This is a genomic window from Lacisediminihabitans changchengi (assembly GCF_016634425.1).
Lineage (GTDB): Bacteria > Actinomycetota > Actinomycetes > Actinomycetales > Microbacteriaceae > Lacisediminihabitans > Lacisediminihabitans changchengi.
Genome location: NZ_JAEPES010000002.1, coordinates 110,497 through 131,923, shown reverse-complemented (window position 1 = coordinate 131,923; position 21,427 = coordinate 110,497). Strand labels below are relative to the sequence as shown.

Here is a 21,427-nt window from a genome sequence, read left to right as displayed (position 1 = left end):
GTCTGTGTGCTGACGGGACTTATTCACTGCTGTCTGCCGCGGCCGCGGCAGCAATCGCTGCCGCGCTACCGGGACGCTTCTGCTCAGCCCAACCGAGCATGTTGCGCTGCGGAGCCACACTGATCGCCAGTGCGCCGGCCGGGACATCCTTGCGAACGACCGCTCCGGCGCCTGTGTAGGCTCCGTCACCAATTGTAACGGGGGCGACGTAGACCGTGTTCGAGCTACCCCTGACGTGGTCACCGATGGTCGTTCGGGTCTTGTTCACTCCGTCGTAGTTCGAGGTGATCGAACCGGCGCCGATATTTGAGTACTCGCCGATGGTCGCATCCCCGATGTAGCTGAGGTGCGGCACCTTCGTTCCCCGTCCGATCTGCGAATTCTTGGTTTCGACGAACGCGCCGATCTTGCCGTCCTCGCCGAGCACGGTGTTGGCGCGGAGGTAGGAGAAGGGGCCGACAGTCGCGTTCGCACCGATGACGGCGAGGGTCGCATCCGTTCTGTTGACCACCGCATTCTCACCGATCTCACAGTGACGCAGGGTGGTGTGCGGGCCGACGACGGCACCGCGTTCGATTACCGTGGCGCCGAGAATCTGCGTGCCGGGCAGCAACTCGACGTCTTCGGCGAGCACTGCCTTCAGGTCGATCCAGGTGGTCGCGGGCTCCTGCACTGTGACCCCGGCGAGCTGCCAGCCGCGCACGATGCGCGCGTTCAGTTCGGCAGCAGCCGCGGCGAGCTGCACGCGGTCGTTGATGCCGGCGACGAGCCACGGGTCGGCGACGGGCACGGCCTCGATCGACCGGCCGGCCGCACGAATGCCGGCCGCGGCATCCGTCAGGTACTTCTCCGACTGCGCGTTGTCGGTGCCGATCTGCGCCAGCGCCGCGGTGAGCGCGGCGGCGTCGAAGGCGTAGACGCCGGCATTTATCTCGCTGACCGTGAGCTGCTCGGCGGTCGCATCCTTCTGTTCGACGATGCCTTCGAAGGCACCGATGCCCTCAACAGCACCGTTCGACCGGGCGCCACTCGAACGGATGATGCGCCCGAACCCCGTCGGATCACTCAGGTGTGCACTCAGCAGAGTCGCGCCGTTGCCGGCGTGGATGTGGCTATCGATCAGGCCACGAACCGTTCCGGCGTCGAGAAGCGGCACGTCGGCACTGAGCACGACGACGGTGCCGGCGAACCCGGTCGGAAGCCCGCCGAGCGCGAGTTCGACCGCGCGCCCGGTGCCGGGAATGTCGTCCTGGTCGACGATGATCGTCGCGGGGTGCTGCTCGGTGATGACCGCGGCGACCGCGTCACGCTCGTGCCGAACGACCGCGACGATGTGGCTAGCGCCGAGTTCGTCGGCGGTGGCGAGCACGTGACCCACCAGAGGGATGCCGGCGAGCTCGTGCAGCACCTTGGGCTTGCGCGACTTCATCCGTGTTCCCTGGCCCGCGGCGAGGATGACGACGGCGAGTTCTGCGCTGGGATCTGGGGTGGAATCTGCGGGGGAAGGGGTGGCCATAGGGATGTTTCCTTCACTGGTCGATTGCGCGTCTCGAGCTCCGCCTCCAGGATTCGAACCTAGACCTAACAGCTCCAAAGGCTGTCGTGCTGCCATTACACCAAGGCGGACCACGCTGAGCTTCTGCGAACAGATATGCAAACGGCGCCAGACAAGTCTGCCAGACGGCACGCCGCTGAGGGCGCGCTCCCCGGGCGGGCCGGCGCTCCCGGGCGGGCCGGAACGGGGCACAGCCGCGATAATGGACGGATGCCCTCCCACGATGAAGTCGACCGCATCGTGGACGCGTGGCTTCGCGAGCGCCCCGACCTCGATTTCACCCCGCTGCAGGTGCTGTCGCGCGTGGGCCGGCTCTCGAAGCACCTGGATCGCGCGCGTCGGGTCGCCTTCACGGCATCCGGCCTGGAGTCCTGGGAATTCGACGTCCTCTCCGCACTGCGCCGGGCCGGCAAGCCATACGAGCTCAGCCCCAAAGCACTGCTGCTGCAGACCCTCGTTTCGAGCGGCACCATGACCAACCGCATCGACCGGCTGGTCGAACGTGAGCTCGTGGAGCGTCGCGCCGATCCGGGCGATGGCCGAGGCATCCTGGTCACCATGACGCCGGGCGGCGTACGGCGAGTGGATGCCGCGATCAGCCAGCTGCTCGACGCGGAGGCCGAACTGCTCGCCGCGCTTTCGCCGAGCGACCAGGAGCGTCTCGCCGGACTGCTGCGAAAGCTCAGTCTCGACTTCGACTGAACTGCTGATCGGCTGACCCGCTGACCCGCTGACCCGCTGACCCGATTCGATGGCGCGCTATCCGGATTCTACGAGGTCTGGCACCTTGCCTCCCCTCCGTGGTGTGCGGTCGGGATCTGCCCATGGGGGTGGGATGAAGTAGGGCACCCCCTCGCGGAACTGGATTTCCCACCCGTCGTCGTGAACACGATGGTGGTGGAACGAGCACAGCGGAATGCCGTTGTTCAGAGTTGTTCAGATCTGTCCGGCCGCCCTTCGCCCAGCAGACCAGGTGATGCGCCTCGGTGTGACTCGGCTGATGACCGCATCCGGGGAACGCACACCCACCATAGGTTTCCGCCAACGCGTGGCGTTGAGCGCTGGTGAACAGTCGCCGGCCGTGGCCGACATCGAGGACTTCGCTGCTGCCGCCGAGGACGATCGGGATGATGTTCGCCTCCGCCGCCAACTGCGGGCGGTGGCTGCTGAGATGGTGTCGGGCCAGACCGTGGACCTGCTTCACCGTGAGCCCGGGAGCGTGCTCGACCAGAAGACGTTCCCCTGCTGCTCGTGCGTCGCTGCTGCAGAACGGTGCAGCTTGGTCGAGTTCGTGAACGATCGCGGCCGCCACTTCCACGCTGACAGAGCCACTCCTCATGGCGTCGCCCAGCACCGGGTAGCGCGCAGGTAAAGATGAGCCGTCCAGCGCACGGCGTTCGCGGACCCCCGCCCCGACTGCGCACAGTCGCGCCGCCTCCGGCACGCTGATCTGCCACAGCTCGGCCAGGAACGATGCGGCGTGCCGGTGCCCGGCCTGCCGGGCAATACCTTCCGATCCGAGATGGGCCGCTGATTGTTCGACGAGCTCCCCGGCCAGACGCACCCGAATCGCATCTACGGCGCGTTGCACGGTGCCGGCGTCCGCGATCATCCTCAGCAGCACCTCGGGTGAGGCACCGGCGACCCCCGACACACCGCCAATCCCGTACACGCCACTAAGCCCGCCCACACCACCAAGCCCGTCCACACCGGCCGCCAGGTCGCCCCCGATCACGCAGGCGCGGGACAGCTCGGCGAATACGTTCGCGAGCGTCGTCGAGGAGATTTCCATGCGAAAAGTCTCGCATCAGCCACCGACATTTCGGCCGACAATATTGGGCCTGACCAGGTTTTTCTGTGGATAAGCCGAGGGAGCGGTTGGCTGTGGAGGAGAGGAGAGGCGCATTCGACACGCTCAGCGACCGAAGCACACGCCGCCGGACCGAGGGACGAGCCCAGCGACCGAAGCTCAACGACGGCGCTTCGGCTCCCAGTTGCCGAGGAGGATGCTGGCCGGCCAGTTGAGGATCCAGAAGAACATCGCCCACACGCCACCGAACAGGTAGCCGACCGGGATCGACAGCAGAAATACCAGCGGCACGGAGATGTAGTTTCGTGACACGTAGCGGTACATGCCCTCGGTCACCTCCGGGGCGAGGAAGCCCGCGCGGTGAGCGTAGAACCAGAGGTACCACTGCAGACCGCTGATCACGCTGACCACCGTCGCGTACAGCACGATGGCGGGCATCGCCCCCGCGTACTCGCTGATCAGGCTGGTCGGAAACGGCACGAACGCGATGAAGAACAGCAGCGCCAGGTTGGCCGTGATCAGCCGCTGGTCGTAGCTGCCGATGAGACGGAACTTGCGGTGGTGGCCAGCCCAGTTGACCGCGATCACCCAGAAGCTGATGCCGTAGGCCAGAAACTGGTCCCACTCCTCACCGAGCGCACGCCAGAGTGCACCGTCGAGCTGGGCATCGGAGACGCTCTTCGAGATCGTGGGAACGGCGATGTCGATCACCAGCAGCGTCATCGCGATCGCGAAGACCGCGTCACTGAAGAACTGCAGGCGGTCGGTGTTCGTGCCGTTCCGCAGGAACCGGTCGTATTCCTTGTTCTTCTCGCCCATGCCGTCAGGCTACTCAGCACCCGGCCGTTCGCGACTAGGTTGTGACCGTGCCCGTCGCCCAGGACCTCGAAGCTCCCGCCCACGAACGCCGCCTCGCCCCGTGGCGCGACGGAATCGGCTCGTCCGCCGCCGCTCACGAGCATCGACTGCTCAGCGCGGCACGCCCGGCTCTGCCCTGGCTGAACTGGGTCGGCACCGTCGCGAAGCCCCTGCTGCGGATACCGAAACTCGGCTGGGCGACGGACGGCCGTTCCGGGTGGTGTCGCGCGAGTACGGGCGGAAGGTGCTCATTCCCGCCTATCGATCACTGGTGGTGCAGAAAGTCTCGCCGACCGCGGGTTGAGCATGCCGCGACAAACAGGCCTCGACAATGCAGCAGCCGTACCGATACCTTCCGGGTTCCGGGTTTCGATACGCGTGCTCCTTCGTCGCGCGCTACTCAACCAGCGATACCCGCGTGCTCCTTCGTCGCGCGCTACTCAACCAGCGATGGCGCTACACAACCGGCGATGGCGCTACTCACCCGGCGATGTCACCAGTGCTCGGCGCAGGAGAGGCTGGTCGCGGTCGGGCGATAACCGAGGTGCGTGCGGATCGCGGTGAGGTCGAGCGTGCGTTCCAGTCCAAGCTGGCTGACGGCATAGCGCGTCAGCCGCGGGCGGCCGGGCAGTTTTTCGGCGACGGTGGCGGCCGCGAACGCGGTGCGATACGGGATGCGGCGGAGCACGACATCCGGCCGCCCCTGTTTGGCGAGCAGCTCGGTCAGCACCTCGCTCAGCAGCACCGGAGCCTCGTCGGCCACGTTGTACACGCCAGGTCGCCCGCCGAGCGAGAGCCTTACGGCCTGCACCAGATTGTCGATGTGGGTAAGACTGTGCAGCACCCGGGCCCCGTCTGGCAAGAACAACCGACGGCGACGGATGCCCGCCAGCACGCGCGGCAACAGCGTCGTATCTCCGCTCCCGTAGACCGCGTGCGGCCGCAGCACCACGGCGTCGGCAGGAAGCACTGCTTCGGCCTCGGCCTTCGACCGGGAGTACGTGCTGAGGTAGCGGGTACATGGTGCGGCCGATTCTGCCGCGGTGATGGTCGGCGCGAAGGCGTCGTACACGCTCGAGGTGGACAGATGCACGAACCGAGCGCCGGGGAAGGACTGGACGACGTTGCGCGTTCCCTCGACGTTCACGCGCAGCGCGCGATCGAGCGGCGCCCAATCGTCGGCGAGTGCGGCGCAGTGCACGACGGCATCGGCCTTCACAGTCTCGGCCGGGTCGGAGAGGGGACCGGCCGTGATGTCCCAGCGCTGCCGCGTGTAGGCGTCGACGTCGTGTCCATCGGCGGCGAGCGCGCGTGCCACCGCTCCCCCGACAAACCCGTTCGTTCCCGTCACCGCGACCCTCACGGCAGCAACTCCCGCACGGCCGTGACCAGCGCGGCGCGGTCGAGTTTTCCGCTCCGGCCAGAAAGCGGCAGCGCGCCGATCGCGAGAATCCGGTCAGGCAGCACCGCCGCATCGATGAGCCCGGGGAGGGCGGCGGCGACCGCGGGAATCAGCGGGTGGTCCGCGGAGAGCGCGGCGGGGGCATCCGTCGCTGGCACGATGACGAGCACGATGCGGTCGTCACCGATCTCGTTGGGCACGCCGACCATCGCGACCGCGGCCAGGCCCGGCAGGCCGGCGATCACCGGCTCGTACAGACCGGGGTAGACGTTGGTGCTGCCGCGGATGAACATGTCTTTCGCGCGCCCGATCAGCACCAGACGATCTCCGTCGAGCCGGGCGAGATCGCCGGTGCCGAGATAAGTGAGTGGTCCGTGCCCCAGGTAGCCGAGCGCGAGCCCCCGGCCGGCGAGCACGAGTTCGCCCTCCACGATCGTCGCCTCGACGGCCGGGACCAGTTCGCCCACGAAGTCGCCAGAGCCCGTGAAGGCGAGCTTCTCCGAAGCCTCGGCGATGGCGACCGGCAGGATCTCGGTCATCCCGTAGATCGCGAGAATGCGCGCTTGCGGGAAGCGCGCCCGCGCCCGCTCGAGCAGGGGACGCAGCACCGGCGCCCCGCCGATCAGCAGAGTAGCCAGCCGTGGCGCCCTCGACGGATCGGCATCGAGCAACCGCAACAGCGCGTCGAGCCCGGCGGGCACCATGAACAGCACATCGGTCGCAGGCAGCGCCGTCAGATAGTTCGATGGCTTCGCACCCGGGTCGATGCCGGGCGACGGCAGCGTCCAGTGCGCCCCCGCGATAAGCGCCGGGATGCCGATCATCAGCTGGTCGGTGAGCACCCGGTCGCCGGGGGCGAGCCCGGTTCGTTCCGCGAAACCGGCGAGCCCGGTTCCGAGCGAGGCGCGGGAGTGCACCACCGCCTTCGGGTCGGCGGTGGTGCCGCTGGTGAAGATGATGAGCGCCTCGTGGTCGGCGCGCACGCGCGGCTCGAGCGGAGCCTCTGGCGCATCCACCAGATCTCGGATGCTCGTGGCCGTGCGCGGGACGCCGGGCAGCCGTCGCCCGGCATACAGGTGTCGGGCCTCCGGCACCACGGACGAATAGCCCGGCAGCTCGATCCCCCGCCGCCGCGCGATCCCGCGCAGCGGACGCGAGGAGGCGAAATACAGCAGCGACTCTGCGGCCACCCAGCCCGGCGCGGCCAATGCCGCCCTGGCCCGGAACATGGCCTCCCCCGCGCCGGGATCGGCGAAGACGACCGTGCCCCCGGCGCCGATGATGCCGAGGGCGAGCACGATGCCGTCGATGCCGGGGCGCACCGAGAACAGCACTCGGTCGCCGGGGAAGAAGCCCATCGAGGTGAGGCCGGCCGCGGTCGAGGACACCCTCTGGAGCAGCTCGGTGTAGCTGAGGGTGACGCGGCCGCGGGTGAGCGCGGGTGAGCCTCCGTTTGCCCGGCAGGCCGCCAGCAGCGCCACAAGGATGTCTGTGCTGGCCGAATCGTTAGTCACGCCCGCACCACCACTCGCGCATAACTCGGGATGAGTACCCCGCGCGCGGCCTTTCGCGACTCGATCGACAGGGACGGAAATTGCAGCAACGCATCGAGCACCGAGCGGATCTGCGCCATGGCGAGCGGCGCACCCAGGCAGAAGTGCGTGCCGGCGCCGAACCAGAGCTGCTTGAGCGTGGCTGCCGTGTTGGCGTCCGGGTCGAAGGGACCGAGCGCGCGATTGGCCGCGAAGGTCGCGAGGATCACGCGGTCACCCGGGCGCACGCGAACCGTGCCGATCGCGTCATCCGTCACCACGGAGCGGAGCATCACCGGCGACGGTGTCGTCACTCGCAGACCCTCGGCGATCGCCTGCTCGACCAGGGCTCGATCAGCGGCGATGGCCGGGAGCCACCCACTGTCGACGAGAAGACATACCAGCCGCGGAATATAGGAGACCAGCGTCTCGGTCCCGGTGAGCACGAAGGCCCCGACCGCGCCCATTGCCTGGGTCTCGGTGAGGCCGAGCGCGCGCATCCGACCGGGGACGGTGCTCTCGTCGGCCGCCCGATAGGCACGCTCGGCATGAGCACCGAGCTCGGCCATCACGGCGCGCGCCCGCTCGATCTGGGGTGGAGACAGCCTCGGTTTCGACAGGCGCACCATCGAGGTGATCGAGGCGACGCGACGGAACAGATCGTCATCCATCACCTCGTCGGTCAGCCCGACTAGACGACTGATCGCGATGCTGGCGTAGCGACGCACCTCGGCCACGAGGTCCACCGGCTCCCCGGCGCGCAGGCGAGCGGACAGGGAAACGAGCGGTGCCGCGAGCGATTCCTTCACCATGTCGTCCACATAGGCCGGACCGAACAGCGGGCCGAGTTGTCGCCGCAGCGCGAGGTGATCCGCGCCCTCCATGTTCAGCAGCACGCTCGGTCCGAGCACCGGCGTCCACAGGTCGGCGGGCGAACCCGGACCGGTCTTGGTGAAGCTCGCCGTGTTCATCAGGACGCCTCGCAGCAGCCTCGCATCCCGCACCAGCACGCCGAGCCCTGGCACCCGCGTCACGGCGCGATTTCCCGCTTTCAGCGCGGGATACGCTAACGGATGCGCGGCGCGCATCACCCGCTCCTCCCAGCGCGCGGCCTGCGCCAGCGTCACCGGATGTCCACGTGCTCGGGCCGGTAGGCGTGGTCTTTGTACCAGAGCAAAGTGTTCTTCAGGCCCCAGGCGGTCACCCGACGCGACGACCCGTAGACCACGACATCGCGGCGACGCGCGTAGGCACCGGTGACCCTCCGCACGGCGTTGACCAGCGCACGGTCTTCATGCAGGTCTTCGATGCGGGTACGCGGAAAACCGCCGGCCGCGAGGTAGAGCTCTGCGGTGATCCCGACATTGCAGCCCGCCGCCATCAGATACGGCCCGAGGTAGTCGGCTCCCCGGTTCTCGTTGCGCACGCGACCGAACGCTTCGGCCAGATGCACTGCAGCGCGCAGACCGAGCCGGGTCAGCATCGCAACGCCCTCGTCCCGCCGCGGCACCAGCTCGCCGCCAACCAGGCGCAGCCCGCCGGCGGTGAGGGCACGACGGATGCTGGCGGTCCAATCCCGGCGCGGCAGACAGTCGGCGTCAGTGCGGGCCAGCAGCTCGGCGCCGAAGTCGATCGCGGCGCGCATGCCCGTGTCCGCCGCCGCGCCGGTGCCCTTCTGCGGCTCGGAGATCACCCTCCAGCGCGGACGGTTCGCCGCGAACGTCTCGATGATCGCGACCGAGTCGTCGCTGGAACCGTTGTCGACGAAGACCACGTCGAAGTCCTCGTCCTCCTGCGCGGCGAGCGCGTGGAGCGTGGCCAGGATTCCGCCCGCCTCGTTGTAGACCGGCACCACGACCGCCAGCTTCGAATGGTGCGCTGAGGTCACAGCCGCACCACCATCACGCCGAGCGAGATGCCGCCGGCCAGCCCGATCAGCGCGACCAGGCTGCCCGGCCCGACCGTGCCGGCCTCCCGCGCTCGCAGCAGCTGCAGCGGCAGAGTCACCGAGGCGAGATTTCCGTGATCGACCACCGTGACCACCGAGCGGTCGCTCGCGATGCCCAGGCGCTCGAAGATCGGGGCGAGATACGGCAACGCCACCTGGTGGATGGCGACGAGATCGAAGTCGTCCCACCCCAGGTCGAGACGCTGCAGGGTCTGCAGCACGGCATCCGGCCCGAGCTCCAGGAAGGCCTGCTGCAGCGCCGCGCCGTCCATGTCGAAATAGCTGCCGTCGACCGCGTGCGGGTCGCGGGATCCGCCGGTACCCAGGGTGCCGACATCCCAATGCCGGGAGGCCGCGACGAAGGTGGAGCCCAGGATGCCCGTGTGCCCGTCATCGCTCGCCTCGAGCACCACCGCCGCCCCGCCATCACTCATCGTGAAGCCCGGAAACGATCTGAGGAACTGCTCCTTGCTCTCCAGCTGCCAGCGCACGGCGTGCGAGGGCTGTTCGCCGCTCGCGATGAGCACGCGGCGGTATTGCCCGGTCGCGATGAGCGCGTCGGCGACCTGCAGTGCGTTGAGCACGCTGTTGCAGGCATTCTTCACATCCATCACCGGGCAGTCGAGTCCGAGTTTCGCGGCGACGATGTGGCTGGTGGCGGGTTCGATGAGGTCTTGGCTGGCACTAGCGAAGATCAGCAGGTCGATCGGACCTGGCGACTCGGCCAGGGCATCACGGGCTGCCGCCGCCGCGAGGTCGGAGGTCTGCCACCCCGCGGGCCGCACGTGAACGCGCTCAACCCCGGTGATGCGGTTGATCAGGCCGGTAGCGAGGCGCAGGCCGGGGTTCTCGGTGCGAAGCCGGTGCTCGGTCGCCGTGGTGGTGCGCACCGTGTCGGGCAGAAACACCCCGAGGCCGGAGATACGCGCGTGAGGTGGGAACACGCTTTGACCATACGGGGTTACCGTCATCGAAGAGCGAACGAAAGGCACACCAATGACGATTGCCATCACCGGCGCTACGGGCTCCATCGGCGGCGCTCTGTTTCGACAGCTGAGCGACGCCGGAGCGGATGTCCGCCCCATCAGCCGCGCGGATGCCTCCTATGCCGACACCTCCGGCCTCACCGCCGCCCTCCGGGGCACCGAGACGGTGTTCCTGGTCTCCGGTCGGGAGTCTCTCCATCGCGTGCTCGAACACGAATCCGCCGTCGAAGCGATAGCCAACGCCGGAGCGAAGCGGGTCGTCTACCTGTCGTTCTACGGGGCGGCCGCCGACTGTACGTTCACGTTTGGCCGCGACCACTGGCACACCGAACAGCGCATCCGCGATTCCGGTCTCGAGTTCACGTTCCTGCGCGACAACTTTTATCAGAAGATTTTGCCGTTCTTCGCGGACCGGCACGGCGTCATCCGTGGTCCCGCCGGTGACGGCGTGCTGAGCGCTGTGGCCGACCGGGACGTGGTGGATGTCGCTGCCGCCGTTCTGCAGGACACCGGGCACAACGGCGCCACCTACGACCTCACCGGCCCAGCCGATCTCTCGATGCGAGACATCGCCGCGGCCCTCTCCCGCGTCTCCGGGCGCGAGGTCACCTTCGTGAACGAGACGGTCGAGGAGGCGTACGTATCGCGGGCACACTTCGGCGCACCGAAGTTCGAGGTCGACGGCTGGGTCACGACCTACCTGGCGATCGCGCGCGGGGAGACGGCGGGGGTGTCGGGCGATGTCGCGGCACTCACCGGCCACAAGCCGCAGGACTTCGACGCGTTCCTCGCCGAGAACCCGGCGACCTGGGCGCACCTGTTGCCCGCCGCCGGTTGAGTAGCGCGATACCGGTTGAGTAGCGCCCGGGCGCGCGCACTACTCGACCAGCGGAGTGTCTACGGCTCGAGGGCCTCGCTGAGCTCCAGCCAGCGCGTCTCGAGCTCGACGAGCGACGCCTCGAGCGTCGCCAGCTCGGACTGCAGGGTCGCAAGCCCGGTGTAGTCGTTCTGGTCGTGCGTGGCGAACTTCTCGTGCACCTTCGCCACGTTGGCGGTCGCCTTCTCGAGCTTGCGGCTCACCGAGCCGAGCTCCTTCTGCGCGTTACGCAGCTCGGCACCGAGCAGCTTGACCCGGCCCTTGCTGTTCGTCGTGGTCGCGGCCGGCTTGCTCTCGTTCTGTCCGGCACCGGCGCGGTGCGACTCGGTCACGGTCTGCCCGCGCGTGCCCTGCGCTGCCCGCAGCTCCAGGTACTGGTCGACCCCGCCCGGGAGGTGCCGCATCCTCTTGTCGAGAATCGCGTACTGGTTGTCGGTGACGCGCTCGAGCAGGTACCGGTCGTGGCTGACCACAATCAGGGTGCCCGGCCAGGAGTCGAGCAGATCTTCGATGGCAGCGAGAATGTCGGTGTCGAGATCGTTGGTGGGCTCATCGAGGATGAGCACGTTCGGCTCCCCCAGCAGAATCAGCAGCAGCTGCAGGCGGCGCTTCTGCCCACCGCTCAGGTCGCGCACCTTGGTGCTGAGCTGGGCGGTCATGAAGCCCATGCGCTCCAGCAGCTGCCCGGGCGTGAGCTCTTTGCCGCCGGTCACGTACGAACTCTTCTGGCGCGCGATGACGTCCATGACGCGGTCATCCAGGATGTCCGCCAGCTCGCCCAGCTGCTGGCTCAGGATGGCGACCTTCACGGTCTTGCCGCGCTTCACCCGGCCGCTCGTGGGCTGCAGGGTTCCGGCGATCAGGGCGAGCATGGTCGACTTGCCGGCGCCATTGACGCCGAGCAAGCCGGAGCGTTCGCCGGGGGCGACCCGCCACTCGATGTCTTTCAGCACCTCTTTGCCGCCGGTGGTGTGGCCGTCGATGTCGGTCACTCCCCCATAGATGACGCCGACGTCGAGCAGGTCGACGACATCCTTGCCCAGGCGCGATACCGCGAGCTGGCTGAGGGCAACGGTGTCGCGGGGCGGGGGCTCGTTCGAGATGAGCTCGTACGCGGCATCCATCCGGAACTTGGGCTTGGTGGTGCGCGCGGGCGCACCACGACGCAGCCAGGCGAGTTCCTTGCGGGCGAGGTTCTGGCGCTTCGACTCCATGGTCGCCGCCATGGTGTCACGCTCGACGCGCTGCAGGATGTACGCCGCGTAGCCGCCCTCGAAGGGCTCGATCAGCTGGTCGTGCACCTCCCAGGTGTCGGTGGAGACCTCGTCGAGGAACCACCGATCGTGGGTCACGACGATGAGTCCGCCCTGGCCCTTCGGCCAGCGCTTGTTGAGGTGCCCGGCGAGCCAGGCGATGCCCTCGACGTCGAGGTGGTTGGTGGGCTCGTCGAGGAAGACGACATCCCAGTCGCCGACCAGCAGCTTGGCGAGGGCGACGCGGCGACGCTGTCCACCAGAGAGCTGACCGATGGTCGCCTCCCACGGAACGTCGAGCAGAAGTCCGTCGATGACGTCGCGGATGCGGGCATCCCCCGCCCACTCGTACTCCTGCTTGTCGCCGACGATCGCGGTCGAGACGACGAGGTCTTCTGGCAGCATGTCGGCCTGGTCGAGCATGCCGAGGGTGACGCCGTTGCGGCGGGTGACCCGGCCGGAGTCGGGCTCGATGCGGCCGGAGAGCAGCCGCAGCAGCGTGGACTTGCCGTCACCGTTGCGGCCGACGACGCCGATGCGGTCCCCCTCGTCGAGGCCGATCGTGACCTTGTCGAAGATCACGCGGGTCGGGTATTCGAGGTGCAGGGACTCGGCGCCCAGGAGATGTGCCATTCGCACGAGACTACCGGCTGCGCGATGCGCGTCCGCCCGGGTTCGCTGCGAGCATGCGTGCTTACTCGAGTCGGATGTTTCTGTCGCCTAATCAATCTTCAGGCGACGACAACTACCGAATGGATGTCGGCGTCCGCTCGATCAGCGCGGTGCGCACCTGGTTCACGAGCCGATCGGGGTGCCGGAGGTGAGCTGCGATGACCTCGATCACCAACCAGCCAGCGGCCTTCATGATCGCTCGCCGGTCGATGTCGTCAGCCCACACGGCAGCATCTTCCTGGTGATGCTTGCCCTGATATTCGATCGCGATCTTGGCATCGACGTAGGCGAGGTCGGGCGTGCCCGCGAAGTAGCCGTCGTCGTCGATGATCGTGTGCTGCACGACAGGTTCGGGCAGGCCGGCCGCGATGAGCAGCAGGCGGAGCCGGGTCTCCTGCGGAGAATCGGTGCGCGGGCGCACGAGTTCGAGCGCGCGACGGATCCTGCGCGCACCCCGTGCCGCGCCGAGGTTGCTGACCGCCGCCTGCATTTCGGCGACGGTGCAGAGCGGGAGCTTGCGCCGCACGAGATGGTCGCCCACCACGACCAGCTCCTCATCGCTGAGCAGGTCGGTCAGCTGACACCAGGTGGTCGCCGGAGGCGGGACGCGGAAGCCACGCACCGTGCGCAGTTCGAGTGGCCCGTTAAACCGGTGCCCGGATACGCCGCGGGCGCGGGGTGGGTGCGCCGGCGCGACCACGCCGACATGCACGGTCGGCTCGGCGTCGAGTCGGCGCGGGAGCGGCATCCGATAGATCTGAGCCGCACTGACGTGGCTGAAGAATTGGTCGGGAGCGAGCCGGGGCAGAAACGCGGCAACGGGATGCAGCCGCTCGCCGGCCGGCGCCCGCACACCGCGGATCGGCGCCTGGAGATCAGACGCGCGTATTCGTCGCGGTGACAGTCCGGCGGCCTGTGCCTCCCCCACGGCGAACGGGCGCCCGGCCAGAGGCTCGGGGAGCGGAGACGGTTTCGGCATCCGCCTATCGTGTCGAGATCCTGAATTCCGCGCGTAATCTCTCCACAGACCTCCTTCTCGTCGGCGTGCGCAACGCGAGTCGGAAGTTTCTGCCGCCTGGGTTGCAACCAGGCGACGACAACTTCCGACTCGCGGAATGGGATAGGCGTCGCGAAAGCACGAGAAGATGAGACATGACCACTGCTGACGTACAGATCGCCGTGATCGGCGGCTCCGGCCTCTACTCGTTGTTCGGCCCAGACGAAAACAGCAATGAGGCTGAGAAGCACCGCATCGAGACGCCGTACGGCCCGACCGCGGTGACCATCGGCGAGCTCGGCGGGCGGCGCACCGCATTCCTCACCCGGCACGGCGTCGACCACAGCGTGGCCCCTCACCTCATCAACTACCGCGCCAACATCTGGGCACTCGCGAGCCTCGGGGTGCGCGTCATCCTCTCGTCCTCCGCGGTCGGCGGGGTCAGCCCCGACTACCCGCCGGGAACCCTCGTGCTCACCGACCAGTTCATCGACCGCACCCACGGCCGCGCCGACACCTTCTACGACCAGGGCTCGGTGCAGCACCTGGCCGCGGCCGACCCGTTCGCCCCTGAGCTGCACGACATCGCGGTGGCGGCGTTGAACGGCAGCGACATCAAGCCTGCAGGCACCTGCGTCGTCATCCAGGGTCCGCGCTTTTCGACCAGGGCCGAGTCGCTCTGGTTCCGCGCGGCCGGCGCGCACACCATCAACATGACGATGTACCCCGAGGTTCCCCTCGCCGCCGAGCTCAACATCGACACGGTCAACCTCTCCTTTGTCACCGACAGCGACGCCGGCCTGACCCCGCAGCCGGGCGAGGTGGACGAGGATGCCGTCAGCCACAGTCTCGTGCTGGAGCGGCTCGCTGCGGCTCAACCCCGCATCGTCGCGGCCATCGAGACGATCGTGCGGGCCATCCCCGCCGATTACCTCCCGCGCGAGTCGATCGCCCCGGACGAGGTGCGGGCCGTGCTCGCGCGCCCGATCTCGTGAGACTCCTGGTCACCGGCGGCGCCGGGTTCATCGGGTCCGCGATCGTCGAACAGGCGCTCGCGCGCGGCTGGCAGGTACGCGTGCTCGACTCGCTGCGACCGGACGTGCACGGCGGCGGGTACGCGCATCCGAAGGTCGACTTCATGCAGGGCGATGTCCGCGACCGCGCCACGGTCGACGCGGCGCTCGACGGCATCGATGTCGTCAGCCATCAGGCGGCGAAGGTCGGCCTCGGCGTGGACTTCGCCGACGCCCCCGACTATGTCAGCAGCAACGACCTGGGCACCGCCGTACTGCTCGCGGCGATGGCTGCCGCGACGAAGACTCGGCTCGTGCTGGCCTCCTCGATGGTGGTCTACGGCGAGGGCGCGTACACCGGCCCGCACGGCCTCACCCGTCCCGCTGCCCGCCGCGTCGACGACCTCGACGCCGGTCGCTTCGACCCGCTCGACGAAAACGGCTCGATGCTCGTCCCGGGCCTCATCGACGAGGACGCGCCGCTCGACCCGCGCAACGTCTACGCCGCGACCAAGCTGCAGCAGGAGTTTCTCGCCTCGGCGTGGGCCCGCGCCACCGGCGGCACCGCGGTCGCGCTCCGCTACCACAACGTCTACGGACCCGGGATGCCGCAGAACACCCCGTACGCCGGCGTCGCGTCGCTGTTCCGCTCGGCGATCGAACGCGGCGAGGCGCCCCGCGTCTTCGAGGACGGCGCCCAGCGGCGAGACTTCGTCCACGTGCGCGATGTGGCGAGCGCGAACCTCGCCGCCCTCGACTGGCAGGGCCCGGGCTTCCGCGCGTTCAACGTCGGGAGCGGTCAGGTGCACACCATCGGCGAGCTCGCAGCAGCGCTGGCGCGCCCGGCCGGGCTCGAACCGGTGACGACGGGTGAGTACCGGTTGGGCGACGTGCGGCATGTGACCGCGTCATCCGCCCGCCTGAGAACGGAACTCGGATGGGCGCCGAGCGTCGATTTCGAGGACGGCATGCGCGAGTTCGCCACGGCCCCCTTACGCGCGGCAGTGGTTGCGCATTAGCCGACGGTGACCCCGATGGAGGCCCAACCCTCGGCACCGTTCGGGGCGGGTGGTGCGTACTTCTGCGTCTGCACCTGGCCGTTCGCGTCGGTGGCGCGCACGGTGAAGGTGTGATCCCCCGTGGTCGGCTCCCACTGGTAGACCCACTGGCGCCAGGTGTCGGCCGAGACCGAGTCGGCGAGGGTGGCGAGGTTCCACGGTCCGTCGTCGACGCGCAGCTCGACCTGCTTCACCCCGATGTGCTGGCACCAGGCGACACCGGCGATCGGGATGGTCGTGCCGCTGCTGAGGCGGGCACCATCCTTCGGGGTGTCGATGCGCGACTCGAGCTTGACCGGACCCATCGCATCCCAGCCGCGCGGGGTCCAATAGCCCTGGGCCTTGGAGAACTGGGTGACCTCGAGCTCCACCACCCACTTGGTGGCGGAGACGTACCCGTAGAGTCCTGGCACGACCATACGCACCGGGTAGCCGTGCTCGACCGGCAGCGGGGTGCCGTTCATCCCGACCGCGAGCAGAGCATCCGTTTGTTCGTCCTGCAGCACGTCGAGCGGGGTGCCGGCGGTGAAACCGTCGATGCTGGTGGAGAGCACCATGTCGGCGCCGGCTTTCGGCACGGCCAGCGCGAGCAGCTCGCGGATCGGCCAACCGAGCCAGCGCGCATTGCCGATCAGGTCGCCACCGACGTCGTTCGAGACGCAGGTGAGGGTGAGGATGTGCTCGGTAAGCGGCTTCTTCAGCAGCTCGGCGAACGTGATCTCAACCTCGTTCTCGACCATGCCGGTGACCTTGAGCGTCCAGGTGTCTGCGTCGACGTTGGGCACCACCAGCGCGGTATCGATGCGGTAGAAATCCTTGTTCGGGGTGATGTACGGCGAGATGCCGCTCACGTCGAGCTGCGCACCCGACGGGACCGGCGGGGAGGCGACGGCGGGCGCTGGCAGCTTCAGCGCCTTGCGCGCCTCGGTGATGACCGTTGCTCCGGAGTTCTTGATTCGCACCCCGGTACCGGCGACGAGAGCAGCAGCACCCGCGACGACGGTGATGGTGAGGAAGCGACGGCGAGCCGTGGAGGATGCTGCCCCGTCGACCGGCGCAGAACGCCACACCCCGAGCCGCTGGATGGCGACGCGCAACACCACCACGCCGACGACCGCGCCGATGATGGTCGGCACGCCGTCGCTGCCGGTGGATCCGGCGCGGGTGAGTACGGCGATCAGCGCGATCAGACTCGCGACACCGAACACCACGACCCCGAACGGCGGGCGACGCAGTTCGAGAATGCCGGCACCGGCCGACCCCGCCACGATGATGACGGCGAGCAGGGTGAGCAGCGCGGCCTTGTCGCCGGTACCGAACAGGCTGATCATCAGGTCTTTCGCCCCGGGCGGCGCGAGGTCGATCACGAGCGAGCCGACCGCGAAGATCGGGCTGCCGGCGTTGCCGGTGACGAGGGAGCCGAGCTCAGCAGCGCCCAACACGACGATGGCGGAGACGACGCCGGTGAAGGCGGCCAGCCAGCGGGCCGTGCGAGTGGTCATGGTTCAGAGTACGTCGATGCGCCTTCCAGCTTGCTGCGAGCCTTCCCGTACTCTCGGAACGTGACAACCCCACAGGTAGACATCGTGCTGCCCTGCCTGAACGAGGCCGCCGCCCTCCCCTGGGTGCTCTCCCGAATCCCCGCTGGCTACCGCGCGATCGTGGTGGACAACGGATCAACGGATGACTCCGCCGACGTCGCCCGCGCGCACGGCGCCCTCGTGGTCGCCGAGACCCGCCGCGGGTTCGGCGCGGCAGCCCACGCCGGACTCCTGGCCGCCACCGCCCCGGTCGTCGCGTTCTGCGACGCGGACTCCTCGATGGATCCGGCCGACCTCCCTCCCATGGTTGCGCTGCTCGACTCGGGCGCCGCGGACCTGGTGCTCGGACGCCGTCGACCGACCATCCGCGGTGCCTGGCCGGTGCACGCACGCCTGGCCAACCGAGCGCTCGCGATTCTGATGCGCCGGGCCACCGGCATCCCGTTGCACGACCTCGGCCCGATGCGGGTCGCCCGGCGGCAACAGCTCCTCGGCTTCGACCTGCGGGACCGGCGGAGCGGGTATCCCCTCGAAATGGTGTTGCGCGCAGCATCCGCCGGCCTGCGCGTGGTCGAGGTCGACGCTCCATATTCGCCGCGGGTCGGGCGCTCGAAGGTGACCGGAACCCTGCGGGGTACGGTCATCGCCGTGAAGGATATGTCGCGACTACTCCGGGAGCTGCCCCGGTGACCACCGTGATCGTGATCGCCAAGGAGACCGTTGCGGGCAAGGTGAAGACCAGGCTGCACCCTCCGCTCAGCTACGAGCAGGCGGCGGAGCTCGCCGCCGCAGCACTCGCCGACACGCTGGCAGTGGTGACCGCGCTTCCCGCATCCCGCCGCATTCTCGCCTTCGACGGCAACCTCTTACCCCAGGGCTCCGAACCATTCGATGTGATACATCAAGTGAGCGGAGACCTCGACATGCGCCTCGGAGCGATCTTCGACGAATGCGACGGCCCGACCGTGCTCGTCGGCATGGACACCCCCCAGCTGACCGCCGACCACCTCGCCCCCGTGTTCGCGCCGTGGCCCGACGGCATCGATGCCTGGCTCGGCTACGCCAACGATGGCGGATACTGGACGCTCGCGCTCGCCGAACCGAACGGCGACCTCATCCGGGGAGTTCCGATGTCGCGCGACGATACCGGTCGCTTACAGCTCGAGAGCCTCCGCTCCGCCGGCCTCGGCGTCGGCATGCTGGCAGAGCTGATCGACGTCGACACCATCACGGATGCCCGGGCCGTCGCCGCGCTAGCGCCCGATACCCGGTTCTCCCGCACTCTGCGCTCCTTCGACCTCTCGGGTTCATTCGAGGCGCAGGATGGTGCGCGGTGAGTCTCGCTGTTGCGACCTTCGGCTCCGGGGGCGCCGAGCCCTATGCCCGCGCCCTGCGGCGTGATGACGACGTGCTGTATCTGCGCGATGCGCGGGCCGGGTCATCCGTCCCGCACTCGACGATGAATGCCGCCCGCTGGAGCGACGACGCCGACGCCACCGACATTGCACTGTTGCGCGGAGTCACCGGACCTGTGCTCGATATCGGCTGCGGTCCCGGTCGCATGGTGCGCGCCGCCAACGATCTTGGGCTGGTCGCCCTCGGCATCGATGTTTCGCCGACCGCCGTCGCGATCGCTCGCGCGGCCGGGCTGCAGGTGCGCGAGGTCTCGGTGTTCGAGATGGTTCCGCTCGAGGGCAGCTGGGCCACGGGCCTGCTCGTCGACGGCAACATCGGCATCGGCGGCGACCCGAGCGCGCTCATGGCCCGCTGCCGAGAGCTGATCTCCCCCGACGGGTCCGTCGTGGTGGAGGTGAACAGCGAGCCCTTGCGGGACGACGTGTTCATCGGCACTCTCGCGGACATCCACGGCGAGCAAAGCGACGAATTTCCCTGGGCCGAGATCGGGAGCACCGCTCTGGCCCGCCGCTCCTCGCGCGTGGGACTGCGCCTCGCAGCCGCATGGGCAGCGGACGGCCGTAGCTTCACCCGCTTCGTCCGCGCGTAGCCGTCGGTCGGGTAGCGCCGTTTTTCGTCGGTCGAGTAGCGCCCGAGGAACGAGGACGCGTATCGAGACCCACCCCGCGTGAGCGTTACGGGTGTCGATACGGCTGCTCCTTCGTCGCGGCCTACTCAACCAGCGAACTACCGCGCCGCATCCGCGCGCGCACCAGGTACAGCGCGATGCCCACCACGGTAAGCGCCGCAAGCACGCCCCAGAATCCCAGCAGTGTCGGCCCGTAGTCGAGCGGCAGCACGGTCGGGTTCTTGGTTCCGATCGACTTCTTGTAGACCTCAGGCACCACGACGATCGCGAACACCGCCGCGATCACCAGCGCGCCCTGCACGATCGCGAGCACCGCCGTCGGCACCTTCCTGCCCGCCTTACGCAGGGTGAGTGCCGTCGCGAACGTGATCCCCGCGATGATGCCGTCATGCACGATGAGGGCGAGGATCAGCCATGCGGCGAGCCCGGCGATCTTCTTCAGCGTGTTGGTCTCGAACAGCACGACGACACCGAGGAGCAGCACCAGCACACCGAACGCGATCAGGATGACGCGGGCCAGCCTCACGACAGCACCTCCAGCTTCGACAGCCATTTGGTCTGCAGCACGCCCGGGCGCCCCGGAGCGATCACGCGCGCGGGATAACCATGATCCATGGCGAGAGTCTCGCCGTTGAGTTGCAGCGCGACGAGCGTGAGATCGTCTTCGATGTACTCGTGACCCATCTCGGTCACCCGATATCCGCCCTTCACCTCGAGACTGGTGAGGCGCAGATCTTCGCGCGGGTTCCGTCCGACGGTGTCGGTCAGATCCTTGAGGCGCACTCCCCTCCAGGTCGCCATCTGGCTCCAGCCTTCGACGCAGGAGATCGGTAGCTGCACCTCCCGCTGCGGCATCGCGAGCAGCTGTTCGCGGGTGAAGGTGCTGATGGCGTCGCCGCGCTTCACGGTGAGGATCCAGTCGGCGCCGACCATGGCATCCGTCACCTGGGCCGCGCGAGCGGTGCGGTTGATCGGCAGGGTGCCCGGACCGATGCCCTTCTTGCGCGGCGCGAAGACGTTGGTGCCGCCGAGGAAGGCGAAGGACTGGCCCGCGGTCAGACCTACCAACGCGGCGACCGCGATGCCGACGGTGGCGACGAAGCCGCGGCGCGACACCCGGGCAGCCCGCGCACTGTGGTTATCAGGCGCGCCGGGCTGATCAAGCGCACTGTGCTCATCAAGCGCACTGGGCTGATCAGGCGCGCTGGGCTCATCAGGGAAACTGGGCTCCGGGGCACTGCCGCGCACCGGGGCACTGTCGATCCAGGCGAAGAGCCTGCCCGTGAGGCGGTCCGCCCGGTGGACGATCGGTCCGAGCGGTTTCGGATGCTGCGCCAACTCGGCCCGCACGGTCGAGGCGGTGGGCGCGACATCCGCCTCATCCAGCACCAGGTTGCCCTCGGCGTCGTACGACTTCGCGTGGGTCCAATAGCGCGAGATCTTCGGCAGCTTCACCGCGATATGAATGGCGAGGGAGCCGATGATCACGAACGAGAGCGCGAAGTGCACCTGCCGGAAGTTGAACGGGAACGGGTACCACTGAAAGGTGTCGAACAGGCCGGTGATGATCTGCACGATCGACGACGACACGAAGAGCGCGATCGAGCCGCGCTCGAGCAGGCTCGGAAGCCCTTTGATCGGCGGGTACGCGAACAGATCAGGGAAGACGACGTAGAGCTTGGCGAGCAGCAGCGGGAAGCAGGCGATGCCGGCCGTGATGTGGATGCCCTGCGTGATCTGGTAGAGCCAGAGCGGCCGGGTGGTGAATACCATCCAGGGCAGCGGGTCTTGAAGAAAGTGGCTGTACAGCCCGGTGCCGAAGCAGATGATGAACGCCGCGCCCAACAGTCGTCCGACGGCAACGGCCATCCGTGGATTTCG

At 68.3% G+C, this 21,427-nt stretch carries 20 protein-coding genes and 1 tRNA gene; 7 read left to right on the top strand and 14 right to left on the bottom strand.

Going from position 1 to position 21,427, the window contains the following annotated elements; translation table 11 throughout:
- Positions 1–19: 19 nt before the first annotated feature.
- A complete protein-coding gene (gene glmU / locus IV501_RS06140) occupies positions 20–1,516 on the bottom strand; it encodes a bifunctional UDP-N-acetylglucosamine diphosphorylase/glucosamine-1-phosphate N-acetyltransferase GlmU (protein WP_200555573.1) in 1,497 nt (498 codons plus the stop codon).
- A 38-nt stretch (positions 1,517–1,554) separates the two neighbouring features.
- Positions 1,555–1,626, bottom strand: a tRNA-Gln gene (locus IV501_RS06135).
- A gap of 139 nt (positions 1,627–1,765) precedes the next feature.
- Here IV501_RS06135 and IV501_RS06130 point away from each other — a divergent pair.
- Positions 1,766–2,257 (top strand): MarR family winged helix-turn-helix transcriptional regulator, encoded by a 492-nt coding sequence (locus IV501_RS06130; protein WP_200555572.1) that lies wholly within the window; start codon positions 1,766–1,768, stop codon positions 2,255–2,257.
- On the opposite strand, the gene IV501_RS06125 is transcribed toward IV501_RS06130, so the two are convergent.
- The 7 genes from IV501_RS06125 to IV501_RS06095 all read right to left on the bottom strand — a co-directional run bounded on the left by IV501_RS06125 (position 2,238) and on the right by IV501_RS06095 (position 10,049).
- Positions 2,238–3,347 (bottom strand): HNH endonuclease signature motif containing protein, encoded by a 1,110-nt coding sequence (locus tag IV501_RS06125; protein ID WP_200555571.1) that lies wholly within the window; start codon positions 3,345–3,347, stop codon positions 2,238–2,240. The two genes, IV501_RS06130 and IV501_RS06125, sit on opposite strands and share 20 nt — an antisense overlap.
- A 177-nt stretch (positions 3,348–3,524) precedes the next feature.
- Entirely contained in the window at positions 3,525–4,184 is a 660-nt protein-coding gene (locus tag IV501_RS06120; RefSeq protein ID WP_200555570.1) for a TMEM175 family protein, read from the bottom strand.
- Between the two features lie 532 nt (positions 4,185–4,716).
- Positions 4,717–5,574, bottom strand: coding sequence for an NAD-dependent epimerase/dehydratase family protein (locus IV501_RS06115; RefSeq protein WP_200555569.1), 858 nt, complete (start codon positions 5,572–5,574; stop codon positions 4,717–4,719).
- An 8-nt stretch (positions 5,575–5,582) separates the two neighbouring features.
- Positions 5,583–7,139 carry a class I adenylate-forming enzyme family protein gene (locus IV501_RS06110; protein WP_200555568.1) on the bottom strand — a complete coding sequence of 519 codons (1,557 nt, stop codon included), beginning with the start codon at positions 7,137–7,139 and terminating at the stop codon, positions 5,583–5,585.
- Positions 7,136–8,284 carry a cytochrome P450 gene (locus IV501_RS06105; protein ID WP_307812210.1) on the bottom strand — a complete coding sequence of 383 codons (1,149 nt, stop codon included), beginning with the start codon at positions 8,282–8,284 and terminating at the stop codon, positions 7,136–7,138. Before IV501_RS06105 ends, IV501_RS06110 begins: the two co-directional genes overlap by 4 nt.
- Complete coding sequence (locus IV501_RS06100; protein WP_200555567.1) at positions 8,281–9,045, bottom strand: glycosyltransferase family 2 protein; 765 nt, start codon at positions 9,043–9,045, stop codon at positions 8,281–8,283. Before IV501_RS06100 ends, IV501_RS06105 begins: the two co-directional genes overlap by 4 nt.
- Positions 9,042–10,049, bottom strand: a complete 1,008-nt coding sequence (locus IV501_RS06095) for a 3-oxoacyl-ACP synthase III family protein (RefSeq protein WP_307812209.1) — start codon at positions 10,047–10,049, stop codon at positions 9,042–9,044. The genes IV501_RS06100 and IV501_RS06095 overlap by 4 nt, the downstream gene beginning before the upstream one ends.
- Before the next feature lie 52 nt (positions 10,050–10,101).
- Here IV501_RS06095 and IV501_RS06090 point away from each other — a divergent pair, with 52 nt between their 5' ends.
- Positions 10,102–10,929: an SDR family oxidoreductase gene (locus IV501_RS06090; RefSeq protein WP_200555565.1), complete on the top strand. Its 828-nt coding sequence runs from the start codon at positions 10,102–10,104 to the stop codon at positions 10,927–10,929.
- 59 nt (positions 10,930–10,988) lie between these two features.
- On the opposite strand, the gene IV501_RS06085 is transcribed toward IV501_RS06090, so the two are convergent.
- Positions 10,989–12,854 (bottom strand): ABC-F family ATP-binding cassette domain-containing protein, encoded by a 1,866-nt coding sequence (locus IV501_RS06085; RefSeq protein WP_200555564.1) that lies wholly within the window; start codon positions 12,852–12,854, stop codon positions 10,989–10,991.
- Between the two features lie 112 nt (positions 12,855–12,966).
- Positions 12,967–13,872, bottom strand: a complete 906-nt coding sequence (locus IV501_RS06080) for an endonuclease domain-containing protein (RefSeq protein WP_200555563.1) — start codon at positions 13,870–13,872, stop codon at positions 12,967–12,969.
- 173 nt (positions 13,873–14,045) lie between these two features.
- Here IV501_RS06080 and IV501_RS06075 point away from each other — a divergent pair, with 173 nt between their 5' ends.
- Both IV501_RS06075 and IV501_RS06070 read left to right on the top strand, forming a co-directional pair.
- Positions 14,046–14,885 carry an MTAP family purine nucleoside phosphorylase gene (locus tag IV501_RS06075; RefSeq protein ID WP_200555562.1) on the top strand — a complete coding sequence of 280 codons (840 nt, stop codon included), beginning with the start codon at positions 14,046–14,048 and terminating at the stop codon, positions 14,883–14,885.
- Positions 14,882–15,922 (top strand): NAD-dependent epimerase/dehydratase family protein, encoded by a 1,041-nt coding sequence (locus tag IV501_RS06070; RefSeq protein WP_200555561.1) that lies wholly within the window; start codon positions 14,882–14,884, stop codon positions 15,920–15,922. Before IV501_RS06075 ends, IV501_RS06070 begins: the two co-directional genes overlap by 4 nt.
- On the opposite strand, the gene IV501_RS06065 is transcribed toward IV501_RS06070, so the two are convergent.
- On the bottom strand, positions 15,919–17,463 hold the full coding sequence (locus IV501_RS06065; protein WP_200555560.1) for a molybdopterin-dependent oxidoreductase: 1,545 nt from the start codon (positions 17,461–17,463) through the stop codon (positions 15,919–15,921). The genes IV501_RS06070 and IV501_RS06065 overlap by 4 nt on opposite strands.
- Before the next feature lie 60 nt (positions 17,464–17,523).
- Between IV501_RS06065 and IV501_RS06060 the strand changes: the two genes are divergently transcribed.
- The 3 genes from IV501_RS06060 to IV501_RS06050 are packed head-to-tail and all read left to right on the top strand — an operon-like array spanning position 17,524 to position 19,507.
- Entirely contained in the window at positions 17,524–18,192 is a 669-nt protein-coding gene (locus IV501_RS06060; RefSeq protein ID WP_200555559.1) for a glycosyltransferase family 2 protein, read from the top strand.
- Positions 18,189–18,839 (top strand): TIGR04282 family arsenosugar biosynthesis glycosyltransferase, encoded by a 651-nt coding sequence (locus IV501_RS06055; RefSeq protein WP_200555558.1) that lies wholly within the window; start codon positions 18,189–18,191, stop codon positions 18,837–18,839. Before IV501_RS06060 ends, IV501_RS06055 begins: the two co-directional genes overlap by 4 nt.
- The gene (locus tag IV501_RS06050) at positions 18,836–19,507 is read left to right on the top strand and encodes a class I SAM-dependent methyltransferase (RefSeq protein WP_307812208.1); all 672 of its coding nucleotides are present in this window, start codon (positions 18,836–18,838) and stop codon (positions 19,505–19,507) included. Before IV501_RS06055 ends, IV501_RS06050 begins: the two co-directional genes overlap by 4 nt.
- Positions 19,508–19,628: 121 nt before the next feature.
- Here the strand turns inward: IV501_RS06050 and IV501_RS06045 are convergent, their stop codons facing one another.
- Both IV501_RS06045 and IV501_RS06040 read right to left on the bottom strand, forming a co-directional pair.
- Positions 19,629–20,072, bottom strand: a complete 444-nt coding sequence (locus IV501_RS06045; RefSeq protein WP_200555557.1) for a hypothetical protein — start codon at positions 20,070–20,072, stop codon at positions 19,629–19,631.
- Positions 20,069–21,415 carry a molybdopterin-dependent oxidoreductase gene (locus tag IV501_RS06040; protein WP_234698341.1) on the bottom strand — a complete coding sequence of 449 codons (1,347 nt, stop codon included), beginning with the start codon at positions 21,413–21,415 and terminating at the stop codon, positions 20,069–20,071. The genes IV501_RS06045 and IV501_RS06040 overlap by 4 nt, the downstream gene beginning before the upstream one ends.
- Positions 21,416–21,427: the final 12 nt, after the last annotated feature.